Raw genomic sequence first — 26359 nt, forward strand, 5'->3', positions numbered from 1 at the left:
GCATCTACATGCGCAGAAGTACCATGTTCATGTTTCAAGGCCTGCTCTGGGGCACGCTGCTGAGCAGCGTGCCACTCACGGCAACCTTTGCGGCTAGCGGTAACTGTGCCGCACTCGGCCAACTGCCGGCGACACTGCAAGTCGGCGAAGGCTTACAGCAGGAAGTGCAATCCCCGGTGGCGATTACGCGGCTGGCCGTGGGAGATCCGAAAATCGCCGACGTGCGGGTCAACGGTAACCAGGCCTTTTTGCTCACCGGCATGGCGCCCGGCGCTACCAGCCTGATGGTCTGGACGGCGTGCGCCAGCGCCCCGCGTCAAAGCATGGTGTTTGTGCAGGGTCGCGCCACGGCGGCCATGACCGGCAAGTCAACCCTGGCCTCTCAGGACCCGCTGCTACCGTCGCAAGTGCAGACCGACATTCGCTTCGTCGAGGTCAGCCGGACCAAACTCAAAGAGGCCAGCACCTCGATCTACGGTAAAAACTCGAACTTCCTCTTTGGCTCCCCCGGCACCGTGCCGAACACCGCCGTGACACCGCGAGTGCTGCCATTGCGCAACCTCGATCCACGCATCGCCGTGCCGAGCATTCCGCTGGCCAATGACATGTTCAACATCGTCGCCGGCGGCGGCAACTTCCTGGCGATCATCAACGCCCTGGAAGGCAGCGGCTTCGCTTACACCCTGGCGCGGCCGAGCCTGGTGGCGATCAGCGGGCAGAGCGCGAGTTTTCTCGCGGGCGGCGAGATCCCGATCCCGGTGCCGAGTGCCAACAGCAACAGCTACTCCATCGAGTACAAGGAATTCGGAGTCCGCCTGACGCTCACGCCGACCGTGGTCAGCACCGATCGCATCGCCCTGAAAGTCGCGCCGGAGGTCAGCGAGCTTGATTTCGCCAACGCCGTCACCATCGGGGGCACCACGGTCCCGGCGTTCACCATTCGCCGCACCGACACCAGCATCTCCCTGGCCGATGGCGAGAGTTTTGTCATCAGCGGTTTGATCAGCACGCAAAACACGTCACAGGTCGACAAGTTTCCGGGACTGGGGGATATCCCGGTCCTCGGCGCCTTTTTTCGTAGTTCATCGATCAGGCGCGAAGAGCGTGAACTGCTGATGATCGTCACCCCCCACCTGGTTCAACCGCTGGCCGTCAATGCACCACTGCCGTCGCTGCCCGGTGAACAACTGCGCAACTACGACCCCGGTTTCTATCGCATGTTCTTCCTCGAAGACGGCAACTTCGATAAACGCAGCGGGTTATCGCAATGAGCCAGAACCTGAGCCAGACCTTCCTCGCGATCACGCGCAACGACACTGACCTTGAGTGGCTGCAAGGCGCCCTCGCCCCGTTGGGCCAAGTGGTCAGCGCCGGCGGCGGCAGCCTCGACGAACTGTTGGCGCTGGTCGACGTCACCTTCGCCAGCCTGGTGTTCGTCGGGCTGGACCGCGAACACGTGGTGGCGCAAAGCGCGCTGATCGAAGGCGCATTGGAAGCCAAGCCGATGCTGGCGATCGTGGCGCTGGGCGATGGCATGGACAATCAGCTTGTGCTGAATGCGATGCGTGCCGGTGCGCGGGATTTTGTCGCCTATGGCTCGCGCTCCAGTGAAGTCTCGGGGCTGGTGCGCCGGCTCGGCAAACGCCTGCCAACGGTGGCGCCGAGCACCCAGCTCGGTGGCCTGACCGTGCTCTACGGTGCGCAAACCAACGCCGACGGAGCGCTGATCGCCAACCACATGGCGCAAGTGGTGCAGAAAAGCGGCCAGCAAACCTTGTTGCTGGACCTGGGTTTGCCGCGCGGCGACAGCCTGGCGTTGCTCGGGCTGGAGAGCTCGTTTCATTTCGGTGACGCCGTGCGGCACTTGCGGCGCCTCGACGCCACGCTGATCGACAGTGCGTTCACCAGCAATGAGGCGGGACTGCGAATCCTCGCCTACGCCAGCCACGATGAACCACTGGAGCGCACCAGCGCCGCCGAGTTGTACATGCTGCTCAGCGCCCTGCGCCAACACTTCCAGCACATCGTGGTGAACCTCACCGGCCAGCCGGACAGCGAAGCGCTGCGCACCTTTGTCAGTCATTGCGACAAGCTGCTGTGGTACACCGATCAGAACGTGCTCGACTGCCGGCGCAACCTCGCGGTGCTCAACCTGTGGCGCGAAAAAGGCATGAAGCTCGATCACGCCCGGTTACTGATTGACCGCTACCTGCGCAATGTCGCACCCGACGCCGACACCCTGGGCAAAAGCTTCGGCATGGAAGTCTTCGCGATTCTGGCCTTCAGCCCGGAAGTGCGCCTGAACGCCAAAAACCAGGGTGTGAGCCTGTTCGAACTGGCCCCGCGTGAAGGCCTGACCCAAAGCCTGCGCACCCTCGGCGAAGGCCTGGCCAAACGCTCCGAAGGCCTGGCCAAACCCAGGATCGGCTGGTTCAACCGGCTGAGGGGTGCGCAATGAGTACGGAAAAACTCTTCGGCGCCCCGGCGCGCACGCCGTCCGGCAACACCGACAACGAAGGCCTGAAACTGGTGTTGCACCGCTACATCATCGATGCCATCGAAGAGTCCGGAAAAAACTTGCTGGAAGGGTCGCGGCCGGCGCTGTCGCAATTCGTCATCGACAAAGTGGCCGAATACATCGCCCGGCTGCACCTGGCGATTTCCCGTTATGAGATGGAGCGCTTGGCCGAAGAACTGGTCGACGAACTCACCGGTTTCGGCCCGCTGGAAGTGCTGCTGCGCGACCCGTCCGTGACCGAGATTCTGGTCAACGGTCCGCACCGGGTGTTCATCGAACGCGACGGCGTGCTGCATCAAAGTGACTTGCGTTTCATTGACTCGCACCACGTCGAACGCGTCATGCAACGTATTCTCGCGCCCTTGGGCCGACGGCTCGATGAGTCCTCGCCCATGGTCGATGCACGCCTGCCCGATGGCAGCCGGGTCAACGCGATCATTCCGCCGATTGCCCTCGACGGGCCGTGTCTGTCGATTCGCAAATTTCGCAAGGACATGCTCAAAAGCAGCGACCTGATGGCAATGCAAACCATCGATCAGGCGATCTACGACTTCATTCAGGAAGCCGTGGGCAAGCGCTGCAACATCCTGATCAGCGGCGGCACCGGCACCGGCAAAACCACGTTGCTGAACATCCTCAGCCAGTTGATCAATCCGCACGAACGCCTCGTCACCATCGAAGACGTCGCCGAACTGCAACTGGGCCACCCGCACGTCGTGCGCCTCGAAACCCGGCCGCCGAATGCCGAAGGTCACGGCGAAGTGAAGTCCAGCGACCTGATCCGCAACGCCCTGCGGATGCGTCCGGACCGGATCATCCTCGGCGAAATTCGCGGCGTCGAAGTGCTCGATGTCCTCACGGCCATGAACACCGGTCACGACGGTTCGATGAGCACCGTGCACGCCAACAATGCCCAGGACGCGCTGCTGCGCCTGGAGACATTGGTCGGCCTGACCGGCCGCACCATCGCCGAAAAAACCTTGCGCCAGATGGTTTGCGCCGCGCTGGACGTGGTGATCCAGCTCACCCGCATGCCCGACGGTCGCCGCTGCGTCAGCGAGGTGGTGGAAGTGGTCGGCGTGCGCGAAGACGTGTACGTCACCAACACCTTGTTCCGGCTCGACCGTCGCACCGGTTTCGGTTTTATGCGCGAGGCGGTCAACCCCGCCGGCGACAAACTGCGCCGCGAAACGGCACTTGTTTCCTCACCGCACTGAGGCCACGGCATGCTCAAACCGGCGCTGCTGATTCTCGCTTGCCTGATCCTGTTCGGGCTATCGATCCGCTTGTTGCTCCGCGGGCTGCGCCAGACCGGGACCGAACGCGTATTGGGTCGCCTGAGCCAAGGGCAGCCGCAAATCGTCGTCGAAAAAACCTCCTGGGCCGGGCCGGAACGGGCGTTCTTGCGCGCCGGTCTCGGGCGTCCGACTGAACGGTTGGGACGCTGGGTGCTGCTGTGGGCCCTCGGTATTTTGCTGGGCGTTGTCGTCGGTGGCTGGATCGGTGCGCTGCTGTTTGTACTGGTGCCGCCGTTGCTCCTGCGGCTGTATGTCGGCTGGCGTTATCAGCGCCGGCTCAAGCGCATGCTCGAACAACTTCCGCCGTTGCTTGATCACACCGTGCGCAGCCTGAAATCCGGTCGAACCCTGGCCGATGCCCTGCTCGGCGCTATCGAAGCCGCCGATGACCCATTGAAAAATGCCATGGGCCGGGTCCAGCGCAACGTGCAGTTGGGCGTCAGCCTGCCCGACGCCGCGTCGGACTTCGCCGAGTTGTATGAGAGAGATGAACTGCGCCTGCTGGCCCTGGGTTTGAAGGTCAATCATCGCTACGGCGGCAATGCCAGTGAACTGCTGGAGAACCTGATCAAAATGATCCGTGAGCGCGAGCAGGCCGCCCGCCAGCTCAGCGCCATGACCGGTGAAACCCGGGTGACCGCGTGGGTGCTGGGCATTTTGCCGATATCGATGGCCGGCTATTTTCTGGTCGCCAACCCCACCTACTTCCTCGCGATGTGGCACGACAGATCGGGACAAATCATGCTGGCGACAGCGTTCGGCCTACAGGCGGTGGGCAGCCTCGCGCTCTGGCGCATGTTGCGCAGCGTATGAAAATGCCTCTACTGATCAGTGCACTGCTGTTTTTCGGGGCCACGCTGTTGCTGCTCAGCAGCCTGCTGGACCAGCGTCGACGGGCGCGTCAGGTGGCCCAGCGGCTGGACGGCAAGCCGCTCGGCCACAGCCAGTTGGGTCTCTGGTTGCAGGCGTTGGGCAATAGCCGGATCGGTCAGCGCTCGGTCAATCTGGACAACGAAACCCAGGCACTGCTCAACCGCCTCGGCTGGCGCAGCACCCGTCGTCGCTCACTGTTCGCCGCGTGCCAGGTCGGCGTGCCGGTGCTGGCACTGGCCATGAGTTTGCTGATTCAGGGGGTGTTCTATCCCGATGCGCAGAATCACTGGATCGCCCCGCTGTTCGCCACGGCCATCGGCTATTTGCTGCCTAAGCGCTTACTCGCCGCTGCCTCGTTGCGTCGACAAAAACAACTGGCGTCCGAGATTTCCACCTTCATCCCGCTGCTGCGCATCCTGTTCGAATCGGGCATGGCGGTGGAGCAGTCGTTGCGCGTCCTGAGCACCGAAGGCAAACAACTCATGCCCGCGCTGACCCATGAACTGCGTCTGGTGCTGGCCCGTGTCGATTCCGGCCTGGAACTGGGTGAAGAACTGCACAAGGTCAGCCGTTTGCTGGCGGTCGATGAATTCACCGACACCTGCGTGATCCTTGAACAGTTGATCCACCAGGGCGGCGGTGCGATGAAGTCCCTGCTGACGCTCAAGCAATTATTCGATGACCGGCGCCTGACGCGCCTGCAGGAATACATCTCCAAGATGTCCGCCAAAATGTCCGTCGTGATGATGCTGTTTCTCTTCCCGGCGTTATTGATCGTGCTGGCCGGCCCGGGCTTCACCGCCCTGGCCCGGGCCATTGGTTCTTAGAGGGGTCCTGATGAAAGCGATGATTGCCGGTTTGAGTTTGCTGTTATTGGGCGGTTGCGCCACCGACGGCCAGACACCATGGAGCGCCCTGACCAGCAGCGCCAGTTGCAGCAAATTGAGTGCCGATGAACAACTGAAATTGAACCTGGCCGACGACATGGCCAACGACGGCAAACTGCACGCCAGCCTGGCCAACCTGCAAAGCCTGCCGGACAACGTGGCCGACGTACGCCTGCGCCGGGCCAAGGTCTACCGCCTGCTGGGGCGCAGCGAAGCCGAGCCGTTATACCGCAGCCTGCTCGGCACCTGCATGGCCGCCGAAGCCGAACACGGCTTGGGCCAACTCGCTGCCGCCAAGGGCGACAACGGCCTGGCCCAGGCTCACTTGCTGCGCGCCGCGCGGCTGGCGCCCACCGACGACAAAATCCGCAACGACCTCGGCGTGGTGTACCTCAATCAACTGCGCGTCGACGATGCACGCTTTGAATTCCTCACCGCCATGGAACTCAAGCAAGGTGATCAACTGGCCGCATTGAACATGGTGACGCTGCTGATCTACCAGGACGACTGGAGCCGCGCCGCCGAACTCGTCAGCCGCCTTGGCCTCAGCCCCGCCCAAGTCATCGAAGCCCAGGAACGCGCACAAAAACTCAAGACCCCGGGCAAGACAGGCCCGATTCCTGTTAACCAGGTCGCCGTCGTCACGACGCCGAGCCTCCAATAGGGAGTCCTTTGCGATGAAACCAATCGTCCTCAGCTGCCTCGGCCTGCTGGCCCTGCCCCTCGCCGCCCTTGCGCTCGACGGCCCATCCTCGCCACAACAAGCGGAAACCGAAGGCTGGCTGCAACTGCAAAGCAGCAACAAGGCTGCTTCGCAGAAACCACAGACCTCGACAGCGACTGAACGCGAGCTGAGCATGCAGCGCTGGTTGAAGAGTTATGAGCATGAGATCCCGCAGTTTTTTGATCAGGATCAGGGGGGGACGGTGAGCAGTGGGTCGGGGGGGTAGGTTTTGGTTTTTTGTGTGTGGTTTGCCGCCTTCGCGAGCAGGTTCGCTCCCACAGGTCAAACAGTGTGCAGCGGAGGAAAATCAGTGAGCCGTAACCCGCTGGCGCATCCCGGAACTGCTGGGCGACAACGCCAACGCCAACTGGGTGCGGTTATGCATATGCGTTAAACGCAACACCTGCGACACATACAATTTCACCGTGTTCTCGGTAATCCCAAGCTCACAGGCAATCTGATAATTGGTCTGCCCCTTGCCCACCAACCGCGCCACATCCAGCTGTCGTGGCGACAACTGATTGAAAATCGCCGGCATCTCCACCCGCTCCACATCACTGACCTCAGCGTCGCCGACATCCGCCTGAGGCCCACGTCGAACCTTATCCAGATCCTGATACAAATCATCGATCGACTCGGACAGATACTGCAGCTTCTGATTCAAATGCCCCAGCTGCAGATTTTTCTGCCGCTCCTGCAACGCCACTTCCTGACGCTGAACCCCTTCCAGCAACTCACCCAGATCAACCGGCTTCTGATAGTAATCAGCAAACCCGGCCCGCAGCGCCTTGATCACATCCTGCTTGTCCGCACGCCCTGTCAGCATGATGGCTTCAAACGCCCGGTGCTTGCCAGACAACCGCTGCAACACCTGAACCAACTCAATCCCGTTCAGCCCAGGCATCTGCAAGTCGCACAGCACCAGGCCGACATCCAGATCCTCCTCAAAGCGCTCGATCGCCTGCTGGCCAGACTCACACGGAATACAGCCATAGCCCTTGCTCTCGAGGAATTCGCACAGCTCCTCCACGATCAAAGGCTGATCATCGACCACCAGGATTTTTACCGCAGACGTAAACTTATTCACGCGCCACTCCATGCTCAGGCCAACGCTGACCGCTCCTGTACTGACAGCCCCAGGCTGCACAACCAGTGATTTGAAAGTAGACGCACTTTCTGACTCTGTACATAGAACGGGCGACTAGTGAATCCAGGCGAACGTGAACAACAACCCCACCAACACAAAGGGCGCAAATGGCTGCTTCCTAGACACTCCCGGCTCCAGGTAGCGAAGACGAGCCCTAAGCCCTTGACCCAAATGAAGCCAGACTCTTGGCGCCACCAGCAGCCATAAAACACTGGCCAGTGCGGCACCGATAAAGCTGCCCAGCAGGTGTATACCGTCCGTCGCGAGACCCAGGGCGCCCATCAGTTTCACATCGCCCGCGCCCATGCGGCGCAGCGCATAACCGGGCAAGGTGAAGGCCAGCGCCAGCAACAACGCCCAACCGCCCTGCGCGGCCTCGGCGCCCAGCCAGGTGGTGTCGGTCCACAACAACCAGGTCAGCGCCAACGCGCCTGCACCGAGGGTCAGGCCATTGGCGATGTGCTTTTCCCGGGCATCCTGTGCCGCGCAGAGCGTCAGCCAGATCAATAAAACAAAGCTTTGCATTCGGTAAAAAACATCCGTTATGGCTGAATGATTCTATGCTGATATCACGCTGTGACAGTCAGGGTAGACGCACTCATGAAATCAAGCCTCCCCCGCAAACAAAAAGGCGCCGTTGCGATTGAGTTCGCCTTGGTGTTCGTGCTTTTTTTCGCCGTGTTCTATGCAATTGTCAGTTACAGCTTGCCGCTGTTGCTGATGCAATCGTTCAACCAGTCGACCGCTGAAGCGGTGCGCCGCAGCGTGGCGGTGGACCCGAGCGCGCCCGGTTACGCGGCCACCGTGCAAGCCACCGCAGCAGCAGAATTGAACCGGCAGTTGGCCTGGATTCCTGCCGCACTGAACTTCAATGCCGCCACCGATTCCACCATCACCTTTGTCGCCGGAGTGCTTAAGGTCAAAGTCGATTACCCCACCAGCAAGCTCAACCGTGTGGTGCCGTTTCTGGTGCTGCCGGGGATCGGTTCGGTGCCCAATTTGCCGGCGACGCTCAGCGCCAGTTCGAGTCTGCAATTTTGAGTTCCGGCGACAAACTGTTCGGCCGTCTGCTGAACCGCCATCCGCCACAGCCTGTGACCATGCCCGACACCCTGTGCGTGCAGAGTGTGGGCTTGCAACTGTACCTGGATGCCGAAGGCCGGGTGATTCATCAGACGGGACCGCTGCGGCATATGCTGGCCCAGCAGATTCCAGCCGCGCAGTCCCCGCTGCTGGTGGATTACCTCATGCCCCACAGCAGCCTCGCGGTCGAAGGTGTGCCCGCCGACTGGCAGGGACAGACCCTGGACCTGGACTTCTACACCGTCAGCGGACAGCCCCTGCACCTGCGCGGCTGGGTCCAGCCCGCGGACAAAAACTGGTTGTTGCAGTTACTCGACATCGGCGACGTCTTGCTCGAGCGCCGGCAATCGCGCAGCCGCGAACAGAACCAGTTACTCACGGCGAAGATCAGCGAACAGCTGCGCCTGTGCAGCCTGGTGCGTCTGCCCGATGTTTTGCTCGATCAGCTTCAGGTGCTGGCGCAACGTTTTCACATTCCCTGCGTTGCGGTGGCGTTGCTCGATGAGCAGGCTCAGGGCTGGCAAATTCATCAGCAATATGCCGCCCTCGATGCGCCGAAGCTGTGGCAAAACGCTCAGCGCCTGGGCACCGGGCTCGACAGTTTGAACGGCTCGGTCGCCCAACACCTGACGCCCGCCGCGCACCCGCGCCTGCAAGACATCTTCGGGCATGCCGACGGCTTGGCGGTGCCCTATTACGACGCTCACGGTGTGGTCGCGTGGTTACTCTGCGGTGTGTATACGGCGCAGCAACGTGCTCCGGATCTCAACGACAGTGACTGGTTGCAGCTCTGCGCTGCACTGGCCAGCCCGCTGCTGGAACGCCTGCGCGAGCATCGTCATCAACTGCAACTGGAACGGCTGGAATCACTGCAAGGATTGCTCGGCACCGGTTGGTGGGAAATGTTCAGCGACAGCGCCCAGGTGCAGTTGGCGCCGTCGCTCGCCAACGTGCTGAGCCTGACGAGCACGCAATTACCGTTGAACGAATGGCTCGACCACATTCACCCCGCTGACCGCGAAGAACTGCGCAGTCGCCTGCTGGACTTGCAGGACGCCGGCACGCCGTTGTTGCTGTGTGTGCGTCTGCACCGCCCCGAAGCCACACAAACGCCGATCTGGTATCGCCTGCAAGGCCAGGCCCTGGGCGCCGGTAAACAGCGCCGTTTGGTTGGCTTCATGCTCGACATCAGCGATATCAAAAATCAGCAACAGAACGCCGCCACCGCCCATGCGCGACTGGACAACCTGATCGCCAGCTCACCCGCGGTGATTTACGTGCAGCGCTACGTCGAAGGCGCATTGCAACCGACGTTTTTCAGCGACAGCCTGCTGCCGCTACTAGGGCTGACCCTCGCCGATTGCAGCGTCGGGGCCTTGATCGAACGCATTCACCCGCAGGACCGCGATCAGTATTTCGAGCGTACCCGGCAGTTGCTGCGCGAAGGCTCGGTGCGTGCCCGTTACCGACTGCGCGACCATCGCGGCGATTACCACTGGCTGCTCGATGAGGCCAAGCTGCTGCGCGATGACCTCGGCCTGCCGGTGGAAGCCGTCGGTTTGTGGCTGGACGTCACCGAAGCGACCCTGGCCGCCGAACAGGTGAAACAGAGTGAAGAGCGCTACCGGATTCTGGTGGAGGACTCGCCCGCGATGATTTGCCGGTATCGCCCGGACCTGACGCTGACCTTCGGCAATCGGCCGTTGGCGACCTATCTGGAATGCCAGCCCGAACAATTGCCCGGGGTGAATCTAGGCCAATGGATGTCGGACGAACAACGTGAAGCGTTCGTGCAGCGACTCAGTCAACTGAGCCCTGAGTTCCCGGTGAGCACCGCGGAAATCAACCTGCAACTGCCCGGCCGGGAGCACGCGTGGTGGGTCTGGTCTGATCGCGGGGTGTTCGATGAGCAAGGGCTCCTGCTGGAGATTCAGGCCGTAGGGCGCGATAACACCGAAGTCCGGCGCTCGCAGCAGCAACTCACGCAGAGCGCAAAAATGGCCACCCTCGGCGAAATGGCCACCGGCCTGGCCCACGAAATCAATCAGCCGCTGAACGTGATGCGCATGGCCATCGTCAATGTGCTCAAGCGCCTGAGCACGGGCGAGGTGCAGATCGACTACCTCACCGACAAGCTCAACCGTATCGATTCCCAGGTCCAGCGCGCCGCGCGAGTGGTGGATCACATGCGCGTGTTTGGCCGTCGTTCGGAGATCGAACAGCATCCGTTCAACCCGGCGCAGGCCATCGAGGGCACGCTGGCGCTGTTGGCCGAAGGCATGCGTGGCAAAGGCGTTGAATTACGCGTCAGCGAGACCGGTTTTGACGTGCAAGTGCGCGGCTACGTCGATCAGCTGGAGCAGGTGTTGATCAACCTGATGGTCAACGCCCGGGACGCGCTGCTGAGCAAACGCGAGGCCGACCGCGAGTTCAAGCCGTGGATTTCGGTGTACGCCGAACGGGACAAGCAGTCGGTGCGGCTGTGGGTCGAGGACAATGGCGGCGGCATTGACCCGCGGTTGATGGAGAAGATTTTCGAACCGTTTTTCACCACCAAACCGGTCGGCATCGGCACGGGGTTGGGGTTGTCGGTGAGCTACGGCATCGTCGAGAACATGGGCGGACGCCTGAGCGTTCGCAACTCAGTGGAGGGCGCACGGTTTTGCATCGAGCTGCCGGTTGCGTTGGATGATCAGAGCAGCAGTGATGCTCGACCGGAGTGACAGCTGAGGTTGGCGCCGACCTGAATTTTCCCGACCTCGATGCCAAGGGTTTTCAGGACGGTGTTGAGCAGGTTGTCGAGCAGCGGGCTGAGGATCGAGTTCAGCGTTGTCGTCAACAGCGACAGCACGCTGGTCAACAGCGAGTTCAGCAAATCGAAAACCGCCTGCAGCAGGAAGCCGGGACTGAATGACGGGGTGTGAACAATCAATGGCAAGGGATTGATCGCCTGCGACAAGCCGGAGATCGCATTGGTGGCGGTCAAGGTATAAGGCGGACTGGAGGGGGCCAACCCGACTTTCGGCGGGTTGATGAACGTGGTTGATGCGCTGGTCGGCACGACGGGGCTGTCGATCCTGAGTTCAGCGCCACCACCGGAAAAGGGCACGCCGGCATGCCGGATATCGAGCAAGGTGAAGGGCGTGACGCTCAGAGGCGCAATCGAGGAGGCCCAATTGGAGTTGACCCGCCCGACCCGCAATTCAGCCACGGTGGTGGTGGTGAAAGCGGTCAGGCTTTTATTGGATTCGCTGGCGCAGGTGTAGTCGGTGACGTAACTGCTGCCCCCGCCCGCCTCAAGACTCACGTCCAGATTGGGATTGGGCAATACATACAAATCGAGTCCCAGTAACCCGGTGACCACAGACAAAGTGCTCGTCACTAAACCGGTCAGGTTAGTGACCAGCGACAAATCCAGGCTCACCAACACCCGGACCTGCGCGGTGCGCACATAGATTCGATTGGCGCCCAACGGCGCCAGTTTTGCCAAGGCCGGGTTACCCACTACCGACAACTGTGGCGGCTCGATCACCTTGATGTTTGCCGTGGCCCCGAGGCCCAACCCCAACAGATTCACCGGAAGCGTGCCCGTCAGCGCACTCTTGCTGTTGCCCAGTTCGATAAACGCCTGGACCAGTTGAAAGGCATTCACGTTAGCGTTCAGGCCGGACGCGGTGCTGCCCGTCTGCAACTGCAAGATGTCACCCAAATGCACTTTGAGCGGATTGACGACGGTGTTGGCCAGCGCATTCAAACCGGTCTGAACGTCCGCCGTCGCGCCATTGGCCTGGGCCACGGTCGCGGCAGCTCGCAGCAGCTGGCCCACCGTGGCGTCTGCGCCGAGCAATTGGGTGTAGTCGCCGGCGGTGACCTGCAGGTCAACGGCAAGCTGATCCATGTATTTGAGCAGGTTGATATTGGCAGCCACCAAACCGTTCCAGCTGGCGACGGTCAAGTTGATCGGCGCACCGCTCAAGCCAGACAACATACCGTTCAACAAATTAACGTCTGCCAGCGTGCTTTGAATACTCAGTTGGGCCACCGGCGGCCCCGCGACACCCGCAACGGCCGTGGCGCTCAGGTTAATGGTCGAGTTGGCAGGGGAGCCGCCGAACATCGCTCCGAGACCGCCGACCAGACTCTGCGGCACCACATGGCTGGCGATGACCCGGATCGCTTCGCTTTTGCTCGGGTCCGCCGCGAATACCCGAAGGTTGCCGGCGTTCACGGTCACCGCGCCGCAGGCAACGGCCAAGGCGCGGCCAGCGCTGGGGAGGGCGAAACCATTGCGTTGGGCGCTGGCGGTGGCGTAGGTGACGGCGGAGGCGCCGACCAGGCAGTCACCGCCCCGTGTGGCGGCTTCCAGCGCAGCCATGTCGGCGACCCGTTGCAGGTTGCGTTTTTCCAGGTAGAGCCGGCCGGTGTCGACCACAACCACCAGGCACAATAGCGCCGCCGCCATGGTCAGCGCCGCCATCAAGCCAATCGCCCCCCGTTGCCGGGCCGGTCCACGAAACTGCAAGCGGGGAGACATCGCGCACTCCTTTGCCGGTGCACTGCCGGGGCTTTCTGCGATCGTGAAGAGCAGTGTAGACAAGGGTTGGCCAGAATGCTGGCAACTCGCCAGCCCAGACAACAAAAACCCCTGTAGGAGTGAGCCTGCTCGCGATAGCAGAGTGTCAGTCGACATCAATTTTGACTGTTACACCGCTATCGCGAGCAGGCTCACTCCTACAAGGGGATTAGTGGGCTAATTTGGGTGGATAGTTGGCCAGGATGCGCGCCACGGTTTCGTGGATCGCAGTGCTGCGATCCGACGGGTTCGGCGAGCCGCTGAGCAGTTGCTCGTCGCTGCCGCGCCACACCAGTTTGCCGTCCTTGCCGTCGAGCAGGTCGATCTGGATGGTCGCCACTTTGTAGCTGACGTTGCGGGTTTCGTTGTACATCGGCGCACCCCAGTAACCGTTCCAGGGGTTGCCATAACCGCCGCCATAGCTGGTGGTGACTTGTTGCTGGCGCTCTTCGACGATCAGATAGGTTTGTACGTTCAAATCGCCCCGGGTGCCGGTGGCGGCCGGGCGCAAGCCGCGCTGATCAAGCTGATCGGTCACCGATTCACGGATGCGTTGTTCGGTCAGGTCACTCTTGATCCGCGGATCATCCGGGCGGTATTGCAGGGCCGGTTCTTTCCAGCTCCAGCTGCGGTAGGCGGCAAAATCGCGGCTGGCGTCAAAGTCATGATTGACCTGGTTGGCGGCGCAGGCACTGAGCAGCGCGGCCACAACCAGTACAGCGAGACGGCGGAACATGATCTTTCTCCGGTTGAGGCGTCACCTGCGCAATGCTTCTTATCGACAGAAGCTAACTCGGAGGATACGCCGACATTGCCTTTTCTACAGCCTTTCGCAGGGCATCGGCTTGTTCGCTCTGGCTGCCGCTTTGGCCGGTTTCGGCGCTGCCGCTCCACACCGGCTGACCGGTGCCGGCGTCGTACAGATCCACCTGCACCACCAGGACTTGCTCCTGATACGTGCGCACGATCGGCACGCTGCCGTACATGCCGTAACCGTTGCCATAGTGGTTGTAACCGCCATAACCAGCGCCGTAGTAACCGTAGTCGTCGCGCTCCTGGCGCAAGCGGGTTTCGATGTGCAGGTTGGCGCTGACAAACAGGTCGGCCGGACGGTTATCGTGCAGCGGACGCAAGCCGCGCTGATCGAGGGCGTTGCTGACCACTTCGGCCACCTGCGCCGGGTCGGCCCAGGTGGTGCCCGGCGGCAGATGGCCGTCGAGCCACGCCCAGCTGCGATAACGCCCATAGTCATGAGGCGGCGCCGGGTAGGCGCTGCGATCGAACACCTTGGCAGCGCCCGGCGGCGCTGGCGGAATCGGGTTCGACGACGCCACATACGGGTTGCCGCCCTGACAGGCCGCCAGCCCGAGACAGATCACCAGTAACCCTGAACGACTTTTCATTTCGAGCTCCGATCAGACCGGCCGACAGATCCAGTGCAAGTAGCGCCCGAGCCCGGCAAAGCTCGGGTGACGACGGTGGGCCAGTTCCATTTCGAGCAGGTCCACCAGCTCGGCACGGGCCTGGAATTCCACGGGCATATAGTCGTGAAAAACCCGCACGCCACTCTGGGTTTCGACCTGCCACAAGCCCTCAAGTTGCGCCGCCAATTCCCGCGGGTCGAGCGGTTGTTGCGGGGTCAGGCTCTGCTTTTCGCCCGCCATGTCGTTCTTGCGCATCTTGCGAAAGTGGCCCTTGAGCAGGTTGCGGTAAATCAACGCATCGCGGTTGTAGAAGGCCAGGGACAACCAGCCGTCTTTTTTCGTCAATTGATGCAATACCGGCAAAATCGCGTGAGGTTCGGCCAGCCATTCCAGCACGGCATGGCACAGGACCAGGTCGTAGGGTTCGGTGAGCTGACCGAGCAGTTCCTGCCACGGTGCCTGGATGAAAGTCGCGCTCTGCCCCGCCTCGGCGAAACGTTGGCGGGCGCCTTCGAGCATCGGTTCGGCGGGCTCGGCCAGCGTGACGTCGTGACCACGCTGGGCCAGCCACAACGACATGTGGCCCAGGCCGGCGCCGATGTCGAGCACACGCAGCGGCCGGTCCGGCAGGGTTTCGGCCAGGTCGGCCTGAAGCACCGCCAGGCGGATTGCGCCTTTGGCCCCGCCGTAGATTTTTTCGGCGAAGCGTGTCGCCAGTTGATCGAAATGACGATCACTCATCAGCTGAACCTCTTTTCGCTGTCCGCGAGTTTGCTGAGCACGACTTCATTCATGTCCAGCCCCAACTCGCTGCACAGCAGCAATAAATAGAGCACGATGTCGCCGACTTCCTGCCCGGCATGGGCGAGCTTGTCGGCCGGCAATTGACGCGACTGGTCTTCGGTCAGCCACTGGAAAATCTCCACCAGCTCGGACATTTCCACGCTGGCGGCCATGGCCAGGTTTTTCGGGCTGTGAAATTGCCGCCAGTCGTTGCGGTCACGGATGGCATGCAGGCGTTCGGTCAGTTCAACAAGGTTCATCGGGCTCTCCTGAAGGCGTATAGCTTCGGGGGGATGGCCGGGGATGGCAAGGGCGCTTTTCCCACAGGTGCAGTGCAACCCTCTATGCTTGTGGGGAACTCGCCACTGCGATCAATGGCCCAAGGCTCAACCACTTACATCAGGACGTTAACGACATGCAGGTAGAAGGTTTTTTCGAATGGCTCGGCCAGGCGCTCGGTTCGGTCATCCGCTTTATCGTTGACGCCCTCAGTGGCTTGTTCAACCTGTTGAGCCACGCCGGCAGCAACTTTGTCGATGGGTTGTCCCGGACACTGGGAATGGACACTTCGATCATCAACATCATTGCGCTGATCCTGGGGTTGATGCTGTTGTGGTCGGCGATTCGGGCATTCATGAATGCGTCGGTCATCATGGGGATTATCTGGTTGCTGTTGGGGCTGTGGCTGCTGAGCTGGATCATCCACTGACACCCAAAAATCTCTGTAGGAGCGAGCCTGCTCGCGATTGATCATTCCCACGCAGAGCGTGGGAACGATCACCTCCAACTATCGCTACAATGCCGGCTTCGCCAAGGAGCCTGCATGTCCAACCTGATTGCCGACTGGCGTGACCGCCCGACCCATCGGCGGGTCTGGGCGCTGGCTGCGCCGATGATTCTGTCGAACATTTCCGTACCGCTGGTGGCGCTGGTCGACAGTACGGTCATCGGCCACCTGCCCCACGCCCATCAGTTGGGGGCCGTCGCCGTCGGGGCCAGTTTGTATACCTTCCTGGCCTGGGCCATGGGTTTTCTGCGCATGGGCTCCACCGGTTTCGCGGCGCAGGCTGCCGGCCGCGGGGATGGCGCAGCGTTGCGGCAGATTTTGCTGCAAGGCTTGTTATTGGCGATGGGGCTGGCGATTGTCCTGGGGGCCGCGGGTGTTCCCTTGAGCGGCGTCGCGCTGCACTTCATGCAACCCTCGGCAGAGCTGGATCAACTGACCCGCGAGTTTTTCCACACGCGGCTGTTCGGACTGCCGGCAGCGCTGGCCAGTTATGCATTGGTCGGCTGGTTCCTCGGCACCCAGAACGCCCGGGCGCCGCTGGCGATTCTGCTGAGCACCAACCTGGTGAACATCGCGCTGAACCTGTGGTTCGTCCTTGGGCTGGAATGGGGCGTGGTCGGTGCCGCCCGCGCCTCGGTGATTGCCGAATGGACCGGCGCACTGATCGGTTTGCTGATGACGCGCAAAGCCTTGCGCGCCTACCCCGGTCATATCGTCTGGGCCGCGTTGGCCCTATGGCAGAGTTGGCGGCCATTGCTGGCGGTCAATCGCGACATCTTCATCCGCAGCCTGGCGCTGCAATCGGTGTTTTTCCTGATCACCGTGCAAGGCGCGCGACTTGGCGATGCCACCGTTGCCGCCAACGCACTGCTGCTGAACGGCTTACTGCTGACGGCCCACGCACTGGACGGTTTGGCGCATGCCGTGGAAGCCCTGTGCGGGCACGCCATCGGCGCCCGTGATCGAGGGGCGCTGCGGCGTTCTCTGGTGGTCGCCTGCGGCTGGTCATTGCTGGCGAGCCTGGGCTTTGCCGTGCTGTTTGCGTTCGCCGGGCATGTGTTTATCGAGATGCAGACGAACATCCAGAGCGTGCGCGACACCGCCTTCATCTACCTGCCCTACCTCGCCGCGCTGCCGCTGATTGCGGTATGGAGTTACCTGCTCGACGGGCTGTTCATCGGTGCCACTCGCGCCCGGGAAATGCGCAACGGCATGCTGTTGACCGTGGTTCTGCTGCTGCCTTTCGCCTGGGCGCTGCAAGGCTTGGGCAACCATGGACTGTGGATCACCTTTCTGCTGTTCATGGTGTTGCGCAGCCTGACCCTCGGTGCGTTTGCCTGGTACTTGCGCAAGAACGACGGCTGGTTCACTGGATGATGGGGTCAGGGCCCTCTCTGGGTTGAGCGTTCTGCCACAGGGTGCGCAGGCTATCGAGACGCGCCTGCTGGGTGGCGCCCGACAAAGGCAGTTCAGGCGTTGCGCCGGGGTGCTGCAAACGTAGCCACAACCAGCCATCGAGCACCGGTCGCTCGCTGAAGCCCAGCGCCAGCCCTTCCCTCAGATGGGACCATAGACGGGTGTAATCGCGACCGGTGGATTGGCTCCAGCGCCAGGCATGCTGCTCCAGCAGGCAGGTTTGCAAAGCGTCGCGCTGACGCGCACTGAGATCTTCCTCAATCCCTAGCGGTTTGACGACAAGCCCTGGATTGAACAACTGCTGCCAGCCCTGACAACCGATGGCCCGATCAGCCCAGGTTCCACCGAACCAGCGTATCTGCCGGATCGGACCGAGCCAGCGACTCAGTTCCGGGGCATCGCAGGCATCGAAAAAGTAACTGGCCGTGTGGGAGTTGTAGAAACTCAGCAAGGCGCGGTGGTGCAGGCCAACAGTGACGGTGAGCATGCGGCGTAAATGCTCGAGCAACTGTGACGCAGGCGCCTGACTGACCAGCCACAACCCGCTCCAGAGGTGGGGTTCGCGCAGACAACGCTCGGCCAGCGCCGGGCATCCCTTGAGGTCGACCAGCACGGGCCCGTGATCCCGTAACGACTGCCATTCGGTGTCGTCAAACAGCCCGTACTGGCGGACGTGGGCAAAGGGTTGCCGCAGCGTTGCTCCGGCCCCGGGTACGCCCGGCACATCGAGCAAGAGCCATTGTGAAGTTGGATCGGGAGCCTGGGCGGCAATCATGGTGCACCGCTCTGGCCAAGCTGTGTCGCTGCCCGGCACGCGCAAAGGACTTGTGTGCAATGTACGAAACTGCCCCCGCCGGGTAGCAGACACAGCAACACCAACGGTTCGCTGGACTGTAACAGGCGCAACAATCCATCAACCGACACATTGTTATCCGCCACCACAGCGGGCTGCGCATCGGCCAAGCCTGGCGCCTGGGCGACTGGGGGGCCGCAAAGAAATCCGGTGATGAGCGGTTGATCGGGATCGCCTTCGATAAAGCTCACCAGCACCTCAAGACCTTCTCTCATTGGCAGGGTGTGGGCGCCGCTCAATTCAGGCGCTATCGACAACCAACAGTGGCTGGGGGCCGCGCCTTCGCCCTGATAGAGCCAGTCAAATTGCACCGCGACAGGTCTGGCTACATCGGGTTGAGGCTCATCGACTTCGACCACCCAAGCCCGTTGCAGGCTGTGCATTCGGGGGCCAGTGGACAAATTCATCGGAGGCAACTCTGCGCCGTCCTGAACATGCCCGTCACCCAAGACCAGACAATGACCACGCCTGCGGTGCTCGAAGTGGTAATGCAGGCGTTCCTGCGCGCATAGCCGCTGGAAAAACTGCAGGTCCGATTCCTGATACTGCGTGCAGAAATCCCGAGGCGGGTAATCGCCGGTCAACTCGAAACGCCGATCCTTGCCGGCAATGCCATGTTCCTTGAGTACCTGGGCGAGGATCTCCGGGACCGAACGGTTGCTGAAAATACGCTGGCTGAATCGCTGGGCCAGGCAGGCCAGTTTCGGCTTCAGGCGTACACGACAGCGCCTGGGTGTGGCGCTCTGTCCGGCCTGGACCAGTTCATGCAACTGTCCGTGAAAACCGTTTCCCGGTGGACCGACATGCAAAAAGGCCGGCCGGTACAACAGGCTTGCCAGGTCCAGTGCCGGATCGTCAATCAGCAGCTCCATGTTGAACTCAAAAGGTTCGCTGATCGCGTCACTGCCGCTAAAGGCCAAGACCGCAAAGGGATCAGGCAGACCCTCTACATCCAGACGAAATGACGTCTCGTTGGCTGGATCGAACATCGGCGATTCTCTACAGGAGGGGCGGCTGGGGATTCTCTCTGAGAGAGTTGGCCGAGTAGAGAGCTGAACTACAACTTAGGAAATGACCTACGCGAAAAGAAGACCACATCGCAGGGATAGACGAGGATGTGAGTCATTTCGCGGGAAATCAAAGACGCGTCGCACCAGGTCATCTGAAATTTCCGCAGCGTGCGGAACATTTTCAGACAACCTGATGGGAGCGGTGCCCTACCTTACGAAGACAGGTAAGACGAACGGGTCAGGCCCAGGCGCAGAGCGTCGAGGAACTGGGTGCGCTCGGCCGCGGTGATGCGTGCACTGGCGCACTTGTCGCGGTAGTGGGTCATCAACTCTTCCGGCGACAAGTGCACGTAACGCAGCATGTCTTCGATGGTGTCGTGGGTTTCGATACCGGCGTGGTACACGCTGCCGTCGGCGTTCTGGTAGATGTTCACCGAGTCGGTGTCACCGAACAGGTTGTGCATGTCGCCGAGGATTTCCTGGTAAGCGCCGACCAGGAAGATCCCCAGCAGGTAGTCTTCACCTTCGTTCAGTGCGTGTACCGGCAGGCTGGTTTCGATGCTCTGCTCGTCGACGTACTGCTTGATCTTGCCGTCGGAGTCGCAGGTCAGGTCTTGCAGCACGGCGCGGCGCAGCGGCTCCTCGTCGAGACGGTGCAGCGGCAGGATCGGCAGGACCTGGCCGATGGCCCAGGTGTCCGGCAGGCTCTGGAACACCGAGAAGTTGCAGATGTACTTGTCGGCCAGCTTGTCGTTGAGTTCGTCGAGCACCTGGCGGTGCGAACGCTGACGGGCTTTCAACGAGTTGTGCAGGCGACGGCACACGGCAAAGTAGCATTGCTCGGCCAGGGCTTTTTGCGCCAGGGTCAGCTTGCCGTCGGCGTACTGGGTGGCCACGTCGCTCATGTAGTGCGTCGCGCGCCAGTAGGTTTCGGTGACCATCTCGATGTCGGTCGGGCCCAGCAGGTCAACCAGCCATTGCACGGTTTCCGGCAGTTCTTCCTTGTTGTCGATCTGCGGCACGTCGTCGTTGTGTTTCTCGACGTCGGTGACCTGCACCACCAGCATGGCGTGGTGAGCGGTCAGGGAGCGCCCGCTTTCAGAGAAGATGTTCGGGTGCGGCAGGTTCTGCGCGTCGCAGAATTCCTTGAGCATCCCGACCACGACACCGGCGTAATCGTCCATGTCGTAGTTGATCGAACTGGCGTTACGCGAATGCGTACCGTCGTAATCAACGCCCAGACCGCCGCCCACGTCGATGTGATCCACTGGCAGGCCGAGGTTGCGCAGTTCGCCGTAGTAACGAATCGCTTCCTTGAAACCGTGCTGGTAGTCCGCCAGGTTGGCGATCTGCGAGCCCATGTGGAAGTGCAGCAGGCGAATGCCCTGATCCAGGCCCGCGGCGCGGAAACGCTCAACCACCGACAGCAATTGTGCCGCCGACAGACCGAATTTGGATTTCTCGCCGCCGGTGTCCGCCCATTTGGACGAGGCCAGGGACGACAGACGTACGCGCAGGCCGACCTGAGGCTTGACCTTCAGCGAGGCCGCTTCTTCGATCACCAGGCCGACTTCGGATTCTTTCTCGATCACGATAAAGACGTTGTGACCCAGCTTCTGGCCCATCAGCGCCAGACGAATGAACTCGCGGTCCTTGTAACCGTTGCAAACGATGGTGCCGCCCTTCGGCGCCAGCGCCAATACCGCTAGCAACTCTGGCTTGGAGCCGGCTTCCAGACCAATGGAGACGTCCTGGGTCGCAATGATGTTTTCAATCACCGCTTCTTGCTGGTTCACCTTGATCGGGTACAGCGCGGTGTACTTGCTCTGGTATTCCAGACGCTCGATGTTCGCATCGAAGGCGCCGGTCAGCTGACGCACGCGGTCTTGCAGGATATCCGGGAAACGCACCAGCAATGGCAAGGACAAACCGCTTTTGCGCAGTTGGTCGACTTGCTCGAACAGATCAATAGGCGAACTGGTCGGACCGTTCGGACGAACTTCGACGCGACCGGCGTCATTGATCGCGAAATACCCGGCCCCCCAATGGCGAATCCCGTAAACACTGCGGCTGTCCGCAACTGTCCATTGGCTGCCATCGTCTTTGCGTGTGCGTCGTACGGACATTGAAGTCCCCTATAAAGAAGTCATAGAGCGTCGCCTGGGTTCAGGCCGGCGCAGTCTAAAGAATGAAAATGACGATTAGCCTGCATGCAAGGGCGATAGACCTCACATTCAGGTTTGAGTTTAGAAACCAGTCAGAACAGGCTCTGTGAAAACCATGTAGACGACGCCAGACCCGTTTTCAGGACTGGATCAAGCCGAGGGTGGTTTTCACAGAGGCTGCTAGCCGCCGGACTTCTTCGCTTTGAAACCGAGTTTGATCAGCTCGCCCAAGAGTAGCTCGACATGATCGCCCTGGATTTCAATGATCCCGTCTTTCAACGCTCCGCCTGTGCCACAACGTTTTTTCAACGTGGTGGCCAGTTCCTTGAGCGCGTCTTCGGCCAACGGCACGCCGGTGATGGTGGTCACCGTCTTGCCGCCACGGCCCTTGCTTTCGCGACGCACGCGAGCGATGCCGTCGCCGGCCGGGATAACGGTCTGTTTGCAGATACAGGCGTCCACCGGTTTACTGCAATCCGGGCAATGACGACCTGCGTCGGTGGAAAATACCAGGCCACCAAGGGCGGCGAAGGATGCGGCTTTTTTGGCCACCGGCAATCCTCTTGGGAGGACAAAGACTGGTCGCGGCAACCTGGGCAGGAGCCATCGACCGCGAAGCCCCACTCAGGCAGGGGCAGCGCTACTGAACCAGACGTGCGGGTTCAGCTTGAAAAGGTCGCGCAGTGTAACGGCAAAAAGCCGACTTGCTAAGAGCCAATCGGCGCCAATTTACAGCTCTTTTGCGACGCCATCCCGTTGCGCGCGCAGATAGCGCTTCAACGCCGCCAGAGAGTCCGGGCAATAAGGCTTTTGCTGGATTTCCAGCATGACCTGATCGATGGGCATAAAGCACGCTTCAAGCACCTCTTCGGGCTGCAGAATCAACGGCCCGTCCCAGACCGCCGAAAACGCCGAACACCAGAGCCGGTTGCCGGTGTCTTCAAAGAAGAAGTGATCGTGGGCGGTCAGTTCCACACCGCTCACGCCCAGCTCTTCTTCCAGCTCGCGGGCAGCTGACTCGGCGTAGGTTTCGCTGGCGAGCACCATGCCCCCTGCCGCCACATCCCAGTACCCCGGATAAATGGCTTTGCTCAAGGTTCGGCGGTGCACACAGAGATCACCGGCCGAATTGAACAGCATGATGTAGGTGCCGCGCCCGATCAGCCCACGCTCGCGCAAATCGGAACGGACCAGGGCACCAAGCAGGTTGTCCTGCTCGTCGACCCAGGCGATCTGTTCGGCATCCGAGGCCGCGCGATGGGCGGCCTCTTTGGCGTTATCAACCATGACTCAGCCTTGATTGAGCAATTGACGCAGATCGATCACTGCAGCGTTGGCCCGGGAAATGTAGTTGGCCATAACCAGCGAGTGGTTAGCCAGTACACCGAAGCCGCTGCCGTTGAGGATCATCGGGCTCCAGACCGGCTCCTGCGATGCTTCCAGCTCACGGATGATCTGGCGCACGCTGACCGTGGCGTTTTTCTTGGCCAATACGTCGGCGAAGTCGACTTCGATGGCGCGCAGCAGGTGAGACAGTGCCCAGGCCTGACCGCGAGCCTCGTAGAACACATTGTCGATCTGCATCCACGGCGTCTCGACGATTTCTTCGTCCACCTGTGGCACTTGCCCTGGCGTCAGGACTTCGGTTTTCAGCGAAGTGTTGAGTTTGACCCGACCGACGCTGGCCGACAGGCGTTGCGACAGCGAACCCAGTCGGGTGCCGACGTCACCGAGCCAGTTGTTCAGGTTGTCGGCGCGGGCATAGAACAGGGCGCTTTTCTGGTTAGGATCGGACAACCGCGCCTGATAGCGGCTCAGCGAATTGATGCCTTCCTGATACTCGGACTCACTGGAAGGCAGCACCCAGCTCTTGTTGTCGAAGTTGAAACGCGGTTCGGCCTTGGCCAGGTCGGCGTCTTCGGCCGATTGCGACTGGGAGCGGGCGAAGTCTTTACGCAGTGCACGGCTCAGGTCGCGAACCTGGACCAGCACGCCATATTCCCAGCTTGGCATGTTGTCCATCCACAGGCCCGGCGGGAAACGGTCGTTGGAAATGTAGCCACCCGGTTTGGTCAGCAACGTACCGGCGACGGTCTTGAGGGTTTCCACTGTGGTGTAGCCGACGACCATCTGCTTGCCTTCTTTCTCGGCAGCGATCTGGGCATTTTGCTGGACCGGGAACAGCGCGGGCTCCTCGCTCCAATACCAACCCAGGGCAATCGCCACCAGCAGGTAAAGGCCGATCAAGGTGGCCAGCGCCCGGCTGAACAGCAGGCCGCCGATATAACTGCGGGTGGCCGACTTCGGTTCAGCGGCACGTTCAGGGGCACTGCCCGCGCGGTTCTTCCAGTCCAGCATGGCGATATCCTTTCAATCACTTGAGTTCATCGGTTCGACCACAACCCTACGCCATCGTGCCTCGTTTTGCCGCGTATTAATCGGCGCGCTGCTGTGAGCCAGGATTGCATCGTCGAGGCGCCACTATAAAGGAAGCACACGCCTTGAGCCTATCCGACCAGCCGGTCACAAACTGAATGACGCCGCATTACAGATTATTGACGTACGACACTCGTGCAATTGCAAAGAGGTGCTAGCATAGAGCCACCAGTCGATCTCAGCTTTTACCCTAACTAGTAGTCAGGATATGACCGAGCCAGAAGACCCCAGCCGTGAGCGCCTCAAGCACCACTTTGCCCAGCGGGTAATTCATCAGGCACGTCAAATTCTTGAGATCTGGCAGCGCCTGCAACGCAGTGAGTGGTCCATCACCGACTTATCGGAACTGAGCGAGGCGAACCTGCGCCTGTTGCGGTTTGCCGAACGCTTCGAACAACCGGAACACACTCAACTGGCGCGCCACATCGGCCAGTCGCTGGAGGCTGTCGACGCCAATCGCGGACGCCTGAGCAGCGGGCTGATCACCGACCTCAATCGCTTGATGCAGCGCCTGTCGCGTACCGGCCTGCGGCATGGCGATCAGTACGAACAAACCTTCCTGCCGCCGTTGCGCAAGCCGATCTACGTGATGCTGCAGGATCACGACCGCGCTGAGCGCCTGGCCAAGCAACTGGAATTTTTCGGGCTCAGCGCCCAATCCCTCGACAGCGTTGCCGCGTTCCGCGCCTCGATGGTCGAGCGTTTGCCCGCTGCAATCGTCATGGACGTGGACTTCAGTGGCCCCGGTATCGGCCTGAAACTGGCCGCCGAAGCCCAGGAAGGTCTCGATCATCGCCTGCCGCTGTTGTTCTTCAGCCTGCACGAAACCGACACCCCAACCCGCCTGGCCGCCGTGCGCGCCGGCGGCCAGGAGTTTCTCACCGGCACCCTGGAGGCTTCGAGCCTGCTGGAGAAAATCGAAGTCCTGACCTGCGTCGCCCAGTACGAACCTTATAAAGTGCTGATCATTGACGACTCCCGCGCCCAGGCCCTGCACACCGAGCGCCTGCTCAATAGCGCCGGGATCGTCACGCGCACGTTGATCGATCCGATTCAGGCCATGGCCGAACTCTCGGACTTTCAGCCTGACCTGATCATCCTCGACATGTACATGCCGACCTGCACCGGTACGGAACTGGCCAAGGTGATCCGTCACAACGACCGTTACGTCAGCGTCCCGATCATTTACCTGTCGGCCGAAGACGATCTGGACAAGCAGCTCGACGCGATGAGCGAAGGCGGCGACGACTTCCTGACCAAACCGATCAAGCCGCGCCACCTGATCACCACCGTGCGCAACCGCGCGGCGCGGGCACGCAATCTGAAAGCCCGGATGGTCCGCGACAGCCTGACCGGCTTGTACAACCACACGCACATTTTGCAATTGCTTGAAGACTGCAGCTTCCGCTCCCGCCGTGAGAACAAGCCGCTGAGCTTTGCGATGCTCGACATCGACCACTTCAAACGGGTCAACGATAGCCACGGGCATCCCATGGGCGACCGGGTGATCAAGAGCCTGGCACTGTTCCTGAAGCAACGCCTGCGCAAGACCGACTTCATCGGCCGCTATGGCGGTGAAGAATTCGCAATCGTCATGCCTGACACCGACCTCGCATCGGCTTATGCCGTGCTGGATGAAATTCGTCAGCGCTTTGCCGAAATCCACTATCCGGCGCAGCCTCAAGACCTGTGGTGCACGTTCAGTGCCGGCGTGGTGGAGTTGTGCGAGCACTCCGACAGCCTGATGATGGCCAGCCAGGCAGACGAGGCGCTGTACCGCGCCAAGGACGCCGGACGAAATCGTGTTCAGGCGGCGCGAACGTCACAGCAAAGTGCCACTTTTTCATCAGAATCCACCGATTCGGTCATAACCCTGTAACACAAACGCAATAAATTCAGGCGCTTACCATTCTGCCGTTGGTAGATCCGCTATGCGCCTGAAGCTGCTGACCAATCTCAACACCCTCCTTTTAGTCGCCGTGTGCGTGGCCCTTGGCGCCACGCTGTGGTGGTCGCAAAAGGCCTTGGAGCGCCCCTATCTGTTGATGGAGCGTTACCTGGGGCTGTCCCAGCAATTTCAGAATGAAGTCGCGCGCAATATCGAGGACTACCTCGCCAGTGGCGATGCCCTGCGCCTGAGCAGCGCCAGCCAGGCGATTGATGTCTTGCAAAAAGATCTGGCCGAGCTGCCACCGGCACTGGCCGAGACCTTGCGCCCGAGCCTGTCGACGCTGGATGAGTTCAGCAAAACCGACCTGTTGGCCGCCGGCAAACTCGCGGGCGACCCGCAGGCATTGCTGCTGCAAGCCGAGCGCGAACTCGGCGCCAGTCTTGACCAGCTCAGCCAGTACGCCAGCGCAAACGCGGCTTACCTGACGCCGC

25 protein-coding genes are annotated in these 26359 nt (G+C 61.2%); 12 read left to right on the forward strand and 13 right to left on the reverse strand.

What is annotated here, in order from left to right; all coding sequences use genetic code 11:
- The first annotated feature begins 8 nt into the window (after positions 1–8).
- Genes D882_RS0103080 through D882_RS0103110 form a run of 7 tightly spaced genes read left to right on the forward strand, consistent with a single transcriptional unit; the run spans position 9 to position 6526 of the window.
- On the forward strand, positions 9–1271 hold the full coding sequence (locus D882_RS0103080) for a type II and III secretion system protein family protein (protein ID WP_027921870.1): 1263 nt from the start codon (positions 9–11) through the stop codon (positions 1269–1271).
- Positions 1268–2458, forward strand: a complete 1191-nt coding sequence (locus D882_RS0103085) for a pilus assembly protein (protein WP_027921871.1) — start codon at positions 1268–1270, stop codon at positions 2456–2458. Before D882_RS0103080 ends, D882_RS0103085 begins: the two co-directional genes overlap by 4 nt.
- Positions 2455–3735, forward strand: a complete 1281-nt coding sequence (locus D882_RS0103090; protein WP_027921872.1) for a CpaF family protein — start codon at positions 2455–2457, stop codon at positions 3733–3735. Before D882_RS0103085 ends, D882_RS0103090 begins: the two co-directional genes overlap by 4 nt.
- 9 nt (positions 3736–3744) lie before the next feature.
- Positions 3745–4629, forward strand: coding sequence for a type II secretion system F family protein (locus D882_RS0103095; RefSeq protein ID WP_027921873.1), 885 nt, complete (start codon positions 3745–3747; stop codon positions 4627–4629).
- On the forward strand, positions 4626–5516 hold the full coding sequence (locus D882_RS0103100; RefSeq protein WP_027921874.1) for a type II secretion system F family protein: 891 nt from the start codon (positions 4626–4628) through the stop codon (positions 5514–5516). The genes D882_RS0103095 and D882_RS0103100 overlap by 4 nt, the downstream gene beginning before the upstream one ends.
- Positions 5517–5526: 10 nt before the next feature.
- On the forward strand, positions 5527–6240 hold the full coding sequence (locus D882_RS0103105; protein WP_027921875.1) for a hypothetical protein: 714 nt from the start codon (positions 5527–5529) through the stop codon (positions 6238–6240).
- Positions 6241–6253: 13 nt separating this feature from the next.
- Positions 6254–6526: a DUF3613 domain-containing protein gene (locus D882_RS0103110; protein ID WP_027921876.1), complete on the forward strand. Its 273-nt coding sequence runs from the start codon at positions 6254–6256 to the stop codon at positions 6524–6526.
- 81 nt (positions 6527–6607) lie between these two features.
- Here the strand turns inward: D882_RS0103110 and D882_RS0103115 are convergent, their stop codons facing one another.
- Together D882_RS0103115 and D882_RS0103120 are read right to left on the reverse strand one after the other, a co-directional pair.
- Entirely contained in the window at positions 6608–7387 is a 780-nt protein-coding gene (locus D882_RS0103115) for a response regulator transcription factor (RefSeq protein ID WP_027921877.1), read from the reverse strand.
- A 114-nt stretch (positions 7388–7501) separates the two neighbouring features.
- Complete coding sequence (locus D882_RS0103120; protein WP_027921878.1) at positions 7502–7972, reverse strand: prepilin peptidase; 471 nt, start codon at positions 7970–7972, stop codon at positions 7502–7504.
- Positions 7973–8047: 75 nt separating this feature from the next.
- On the opposite strand from D882_RS0103120, the gene D882_RS0103125 reads away from it, so the two are divergent.
- Both D882_RS0103125 and D882_RS0103130 read left to right on the forward strand, forming a co-directional pair.
- Positions 8048–8488: a TadE/TadG family type IV pilus assembly protein gene (locus D882_RS0103125; RefSeq protein ID WP_027921879.1), complete on the forward strand. Its 441-nt coding sequence runs from the start codon at positions 8048–8050 to the stop codon at positions 8486–8488.
- Positions 8485–11253: a PAS domain-containing sensor histidine kinase gene (locus D882_RS0103130; RefSeq protein ID WP_027921880.1), complete on the forward strand. Its 2769-nt coding sequence runs from the start codon at positions 8485–8487 to the stop codon at positions 11251–11253. Before D882_RS0103125 ends, D882_RS0103130 begins: the two co-directional genes overlap by 4 nt.
- Here D882_RS0103130 and D882_RS0103135 read toward each other — a convergent pair.
- The 5 genes from D882_RS0103135 to D882_RS0103155 all read right to left on the reverse strand — a co-directional run bounded on the left by D882_RS0103135 (position 11223) and on the right by D882_RS0103155 (position 15570).
- Positions 11223–13064, reverse strand: coding sequence for a pilus assembly protein TadG-related protein (locus tag D882_RS0103135; RefSeq protein WP_027921881.1), 1842 nt, complete (start codon positions 13062–13064; stop codon positions 11223–11225). The two genes, D882_RS0103130 and D882_RS0103135, sit on opposite strands and share 31 nt — an antisense overlap.
- A gap of 208 nt (positions 13065–13272) precedes the next feature.
- Positions 13273–13839 carry a DUF4136 domain-containing protein gene (locus D882_RS0103140; RefSeq protein ID WP_027921882.1) on the reverse strand — a complete coding sequence of 189 codons (567 nt, stop codon included), beginning with the start codon at positions 13837–13839 and terminating at the stop codon, positions 13273–13275.
- A 52-nt stretch (positions 13840–13891) separates the two neighbouring features.
- Positions 13892–14506, reverse strand: a complete 615-nt coding sequence (locus D882_RS0103145; protein ID WP_027921883.1) for a DUF4136 domain-containing protein — start codon at positions 14504–14506, stop codon at positions 13892–13894.
- Positions 14507–14518: 12 nt separating this feature from the next.
- Positions 14519–15268 carry a methyltransferase domain-containing protein gene (locus tag D882_RS0103150; protein WP_027921884.1) on the reverse strand — a complete coding sequence of 250 codons (750 nt, stop codon included), beginning with the start codon at positions 15266–15268 and terminating at the stop codon, positions 14519–14521.
- Positions 15268–15570 carry a MazG-like family protein gene (locus D882_RS0103155; protein ID WP_027921885.1) on the reverse strand — a complete coding sequence of 101 codons (303 nt, stop codon included), beginning with the start codon at positions 15568–15570 and terminating at the stop codon, positions 15268–15270. Before D882_RS0103155 ends, D882_RS0103150 begins: the two co-directional genes overlap by 1 nt.
- A gap of 155 nt (positions 15571–15725) precedes the next feature.
- Between D882_RS0103155 and D882_RS0103160 the strand changes: the two genes are divergently transcribed.
- Together D882_RS0103160 and D882_RS0103165 are read left to right on the forward strand one after the other, a co-directional pair.
- Positions 15726–16019 (forward strand): hypothetical protein, encoded by a 294-nt coding sequence (locus tag D882_RS0103160; protein WP_027921886.1) that lies wholly within the window; start codon positions 15726–15728, stop codon positions 16017–16019.
- A 114-nt stretch (positions 16020–16133) separates the two neighbouring features.
- Positions 16134–17474, forward strand: a complete 1341-nt coding sequence (locus D882_RS0103165; RefSeq protein ID WP_027921887.1) for an MATE family efflux transporter — start codon at positions 16134–16136, stop codon at positions 17472–17474.
- On the opposite strand, the gene D882_RS0103170 is transcribed toward D882_RS0103165, so the two are convergent.
- The 6 genes from D882_RS0103170 to D882_RS0103195 form a co-directional block, all read right to left on the reverse strand.
- Positions 17464–18288, reverse strand: coding sequence for a DUF4123 domain-containing protein (locus D882_RS0103170; RefSeq protein ID WP_027921888.1), 825 nt, complete (start codon positions 18286–18288; stop codon positions 17464–17466). The two genes, D882_RS0103165 and D882_RS0103170, sit on opposite strands and share 11 nt — an antisense overlap.
- Positions 18285–19355 carry a contractile injection system protein, VgrG/Pvc8 family gene (locus D882_RS0103175; RefSeq protein WP_027921889.1) on the reverse strand — a complete coding sequence of 357 codons (1071 nt, stop codon included), beginning with the start codon at positions 19353–19355 and terminating at the stop codon, positions 18285–18287. The genes D882_RS0103170 and D882_RS0103175 overlap by 4 nt, the downstream gene beginning before the upstream one ends.
- A gap of 233 nt (positions 19356–19588) precedes the next feature.
- Positions 19589–21502, reverse strand: coding sequence for an arginine decarboxylase (speA, locus tag D882_RS0103180; RefSeq protein ID WP_027921890.1), 1914 nt, complete (start codon positions 21500–21502; stop codon positions 19589–19591).
- Between the two features lie 219 nt (positions 21503–21721).
- Positions 21722–22093: a translation initiation factor Sui1 gene (locus tag D882_RS0103185; RefSeq protein ID WP_027921891.1), complete on the reverse strand. Its 372-nt coding sequence runs from the start codon at positions 22091–22093 to the stop codon at positions 21722–21724.
- A 177-nt stretch (positions 22094–22270) separates the two neighbouring features.
- Positions 22271–22828, reverse strand: coding sequence for an NUDIX hydrolase (locus D882_RS0103190; RefSeq protein WP_027921892.1), 558 nt, complete (start codon positions 22826–22828; stop codon positions 22271–22273).
- A 3-nt stretch (positions 22829–22831) separates the two neighbouring features.
- Positions 22832–23899, reverse strand: coding sequence for a DUF2333 family protein (locus D882_RS0103195; protein ID WP_027921893.1), 1068 nt, complete (start codon positions 23897–23899; stop codon positions 22832–22834).
- Between the two features lie 286 nt (positions 23900–24185).
- Between D882_RS0103195 and D882_RS0103200 the strand changes: the two genes are divergently transcribed.
- Entirely contained in the window at positions 24186–25856 is a 1671-nt protein-coding gene (locus D882_RS0103200; protein WP_027921894.1) for a PleD family two-component system response regulator, read from the forward strand.
- The last annotated feature ends 503 nt before the right edge of the window (positions 25857–26359 follow it).

Origin of the sequence: Pseudomonas sp. URMO17WK12:I12 (genome assembly GCF_000514395.1) — a bacterium.
Classification (GTDB): domain Bacteria; phylum Pseudomonadota; class Gammaproteobacteria; order Pseudomonadales; family Pseudomonadaceae; genus Aquipseudomonas; species Aquipseudomonas mucoides.

What these genes read in the sequence shown, in the direction of transcription:
- D882_RS0103080 (WP_027921870.1), top strand. Translation starts at nt 9, where the DNA reads ATGCGCAGAAGTACCATGTTCATGTTTCAAGGCCTGCTCTGGGGCACG.
- D882_RS0103085 (WP_027921871.1), top strand. Translation starts at nt 1,268, where the DNA reads ATGAGCCAGAACCTGAGCCAGACCTTCCTCGCGATCACGCGCAACGAC.
- D882_RS0103090 (WP_027921872.1), top strand. Translation starts at nt 2,455, where the DNA reads ATGAGTACGGAAAAACTCTTCGGCGCCCCGGCGCGCACGCCGTCCGGC.
- D882_RS0103095 (WP_027921873.1), top strand. Translation starts at nt 3,745, where the DNA reads ATGCTCAAACCGGCGCTGCTGATTCTCGCTTGCCTGATCCTGTTCGGG.
- D882_RS0103100 (WP_027921874.1), top strand. Translation starts at nt 4,626, where the DNA reads ATGAAAATGCCTCTACTGATCAGTGCACTGCTGTTTTTCGGGGCCACG.
- D882_RS0103105 (WP_027921875.1), top strand. Translation starts at nt 5,527, where the DNA reads ATGAAAGCGATGATTGCCGGTTTGAGTTTGCTGTTATTGGGCGGTTGC.
- D882_RS0103110 (WP_027921876.1), top strand. Translation starts at nt 6,254, where the DNA reads ATGAAACCAATCGTCCTCAGCTGCCTCGGCCTGCTGGCCCTGCCCCTC.
- D882_RS0103120 (WP_027921878.1), bottom strand. Translation starts at nt 7,972, where the DNA reads ATGCAAAGCTTTGTTTTATTGATCTGGCTGACGCTCTGCGCGGCACAG.
- D882_RS0103125 (WP_027921879.1), top strand. Translation starts at nt 8,048, where the DNA reads ATGAAATCAAGCCTCCCCCGCAAACAAAAAGGCGCCGTTGCGATTGAG.
- D882_RS0103135 (WP_027921881.1), bottom strand. Translation starts at nt 13,064, where the DNA reads ATGTCTCCCCGCTTGCAGTTTCGTGGACCGGCCCGGCAACGGGGGGCG.
- D882_RS0103140 (WP_027921882.1), bottom strand. Translation starts at nt 13,839, where the DNA reads ATGTTCCGCCGTCTCGCTGTACTGGTTGTGGCCGCGCTGCTCAGTGCC.
- D882_RS0103145 (WP_027921883.1), bottom strand. Translation starts at nt 14,506, where the DNA reads ATGAAAAGTCGTTCAGGGTTACTGGTGATCTGTCTCGGGCTGGCGGCC.
- D882_RS0103150 (WP_027921884.1), bottom strand. Translation starts at nt 15,268, where the DNA reads ATGAGTGATCGTCATTTCGATCAACTGGCGACACGCTTCGCCGAAAAA.
- D882_RS0103155 (WP_027921885.1), bottom strand. Translation starts at nt 15,570, where the DNA reads ATGAACCTTGTTGAACTGACCGAACGCCTGCATGCCATCCGTGACCGC.
- D882_RS0103160 (WP_027921886.1), top strand. Translation starts at nt 15,726, where the DNA reads ATGCAGGTAGAAGGTTTTTTCGAATGGCTCGGCCAGGCGCTCGGTTCG.
- D882_RS0103165 (WP_027921887.1), top strand. Translation starts at nt 16,134, where the DNA reads ATGTCCAACCTGATTGCCGACTGGCGTGACCGCCCGACCCATCGGCGG.
- D882_RS0103170 (WP_027921888.1), bottom strand. Translation starts at nt 18,288, where the DNA reads ATGATTGCCGCCCAGGCTCCCGATCCAACTTCACAATGGCTCTTGCTC.
- D882_RS0103175 (WP_027921889.1), bottom strand. Translation starts at nt 19,355, where the DNA reads ATGTTCGATCCAGCCAACGAGACGTCATTTCGTCTGGATGTAGAGGGT.
- speA (WP_027921890.1), bottom strand. Translation starts at nt 21,502, where the DNA reads ATGTCCGTACGACGCACACGCAAAGACGATGGCAGCCAATGGACAGTT.
- D882_RS0103190 (WP_027921892.1), bottom strand. Translation starts at nt 22,828, where the DNA reads ATGGTTGATAACGCCAAAGAGGCCGCCCATCGCGCGGCCTCGGATGCC.
- D882_RS0103195 (WP_027921893.1), bottom strand. Translation starts at nt 23,899, where the DNA reads ATGCTGGACTGGAAGAACCGCGCGGGCAGTGCCCCTGAACGTGCCGCT.
- D882_RS0103200 (WP_027921894.1), top strand. Translation starts at nt 24,186, where the DNA reads ATGACCGAGCCAGAAGACCCCAGCCGTGAGCGCCTCAAGCACCACTTT.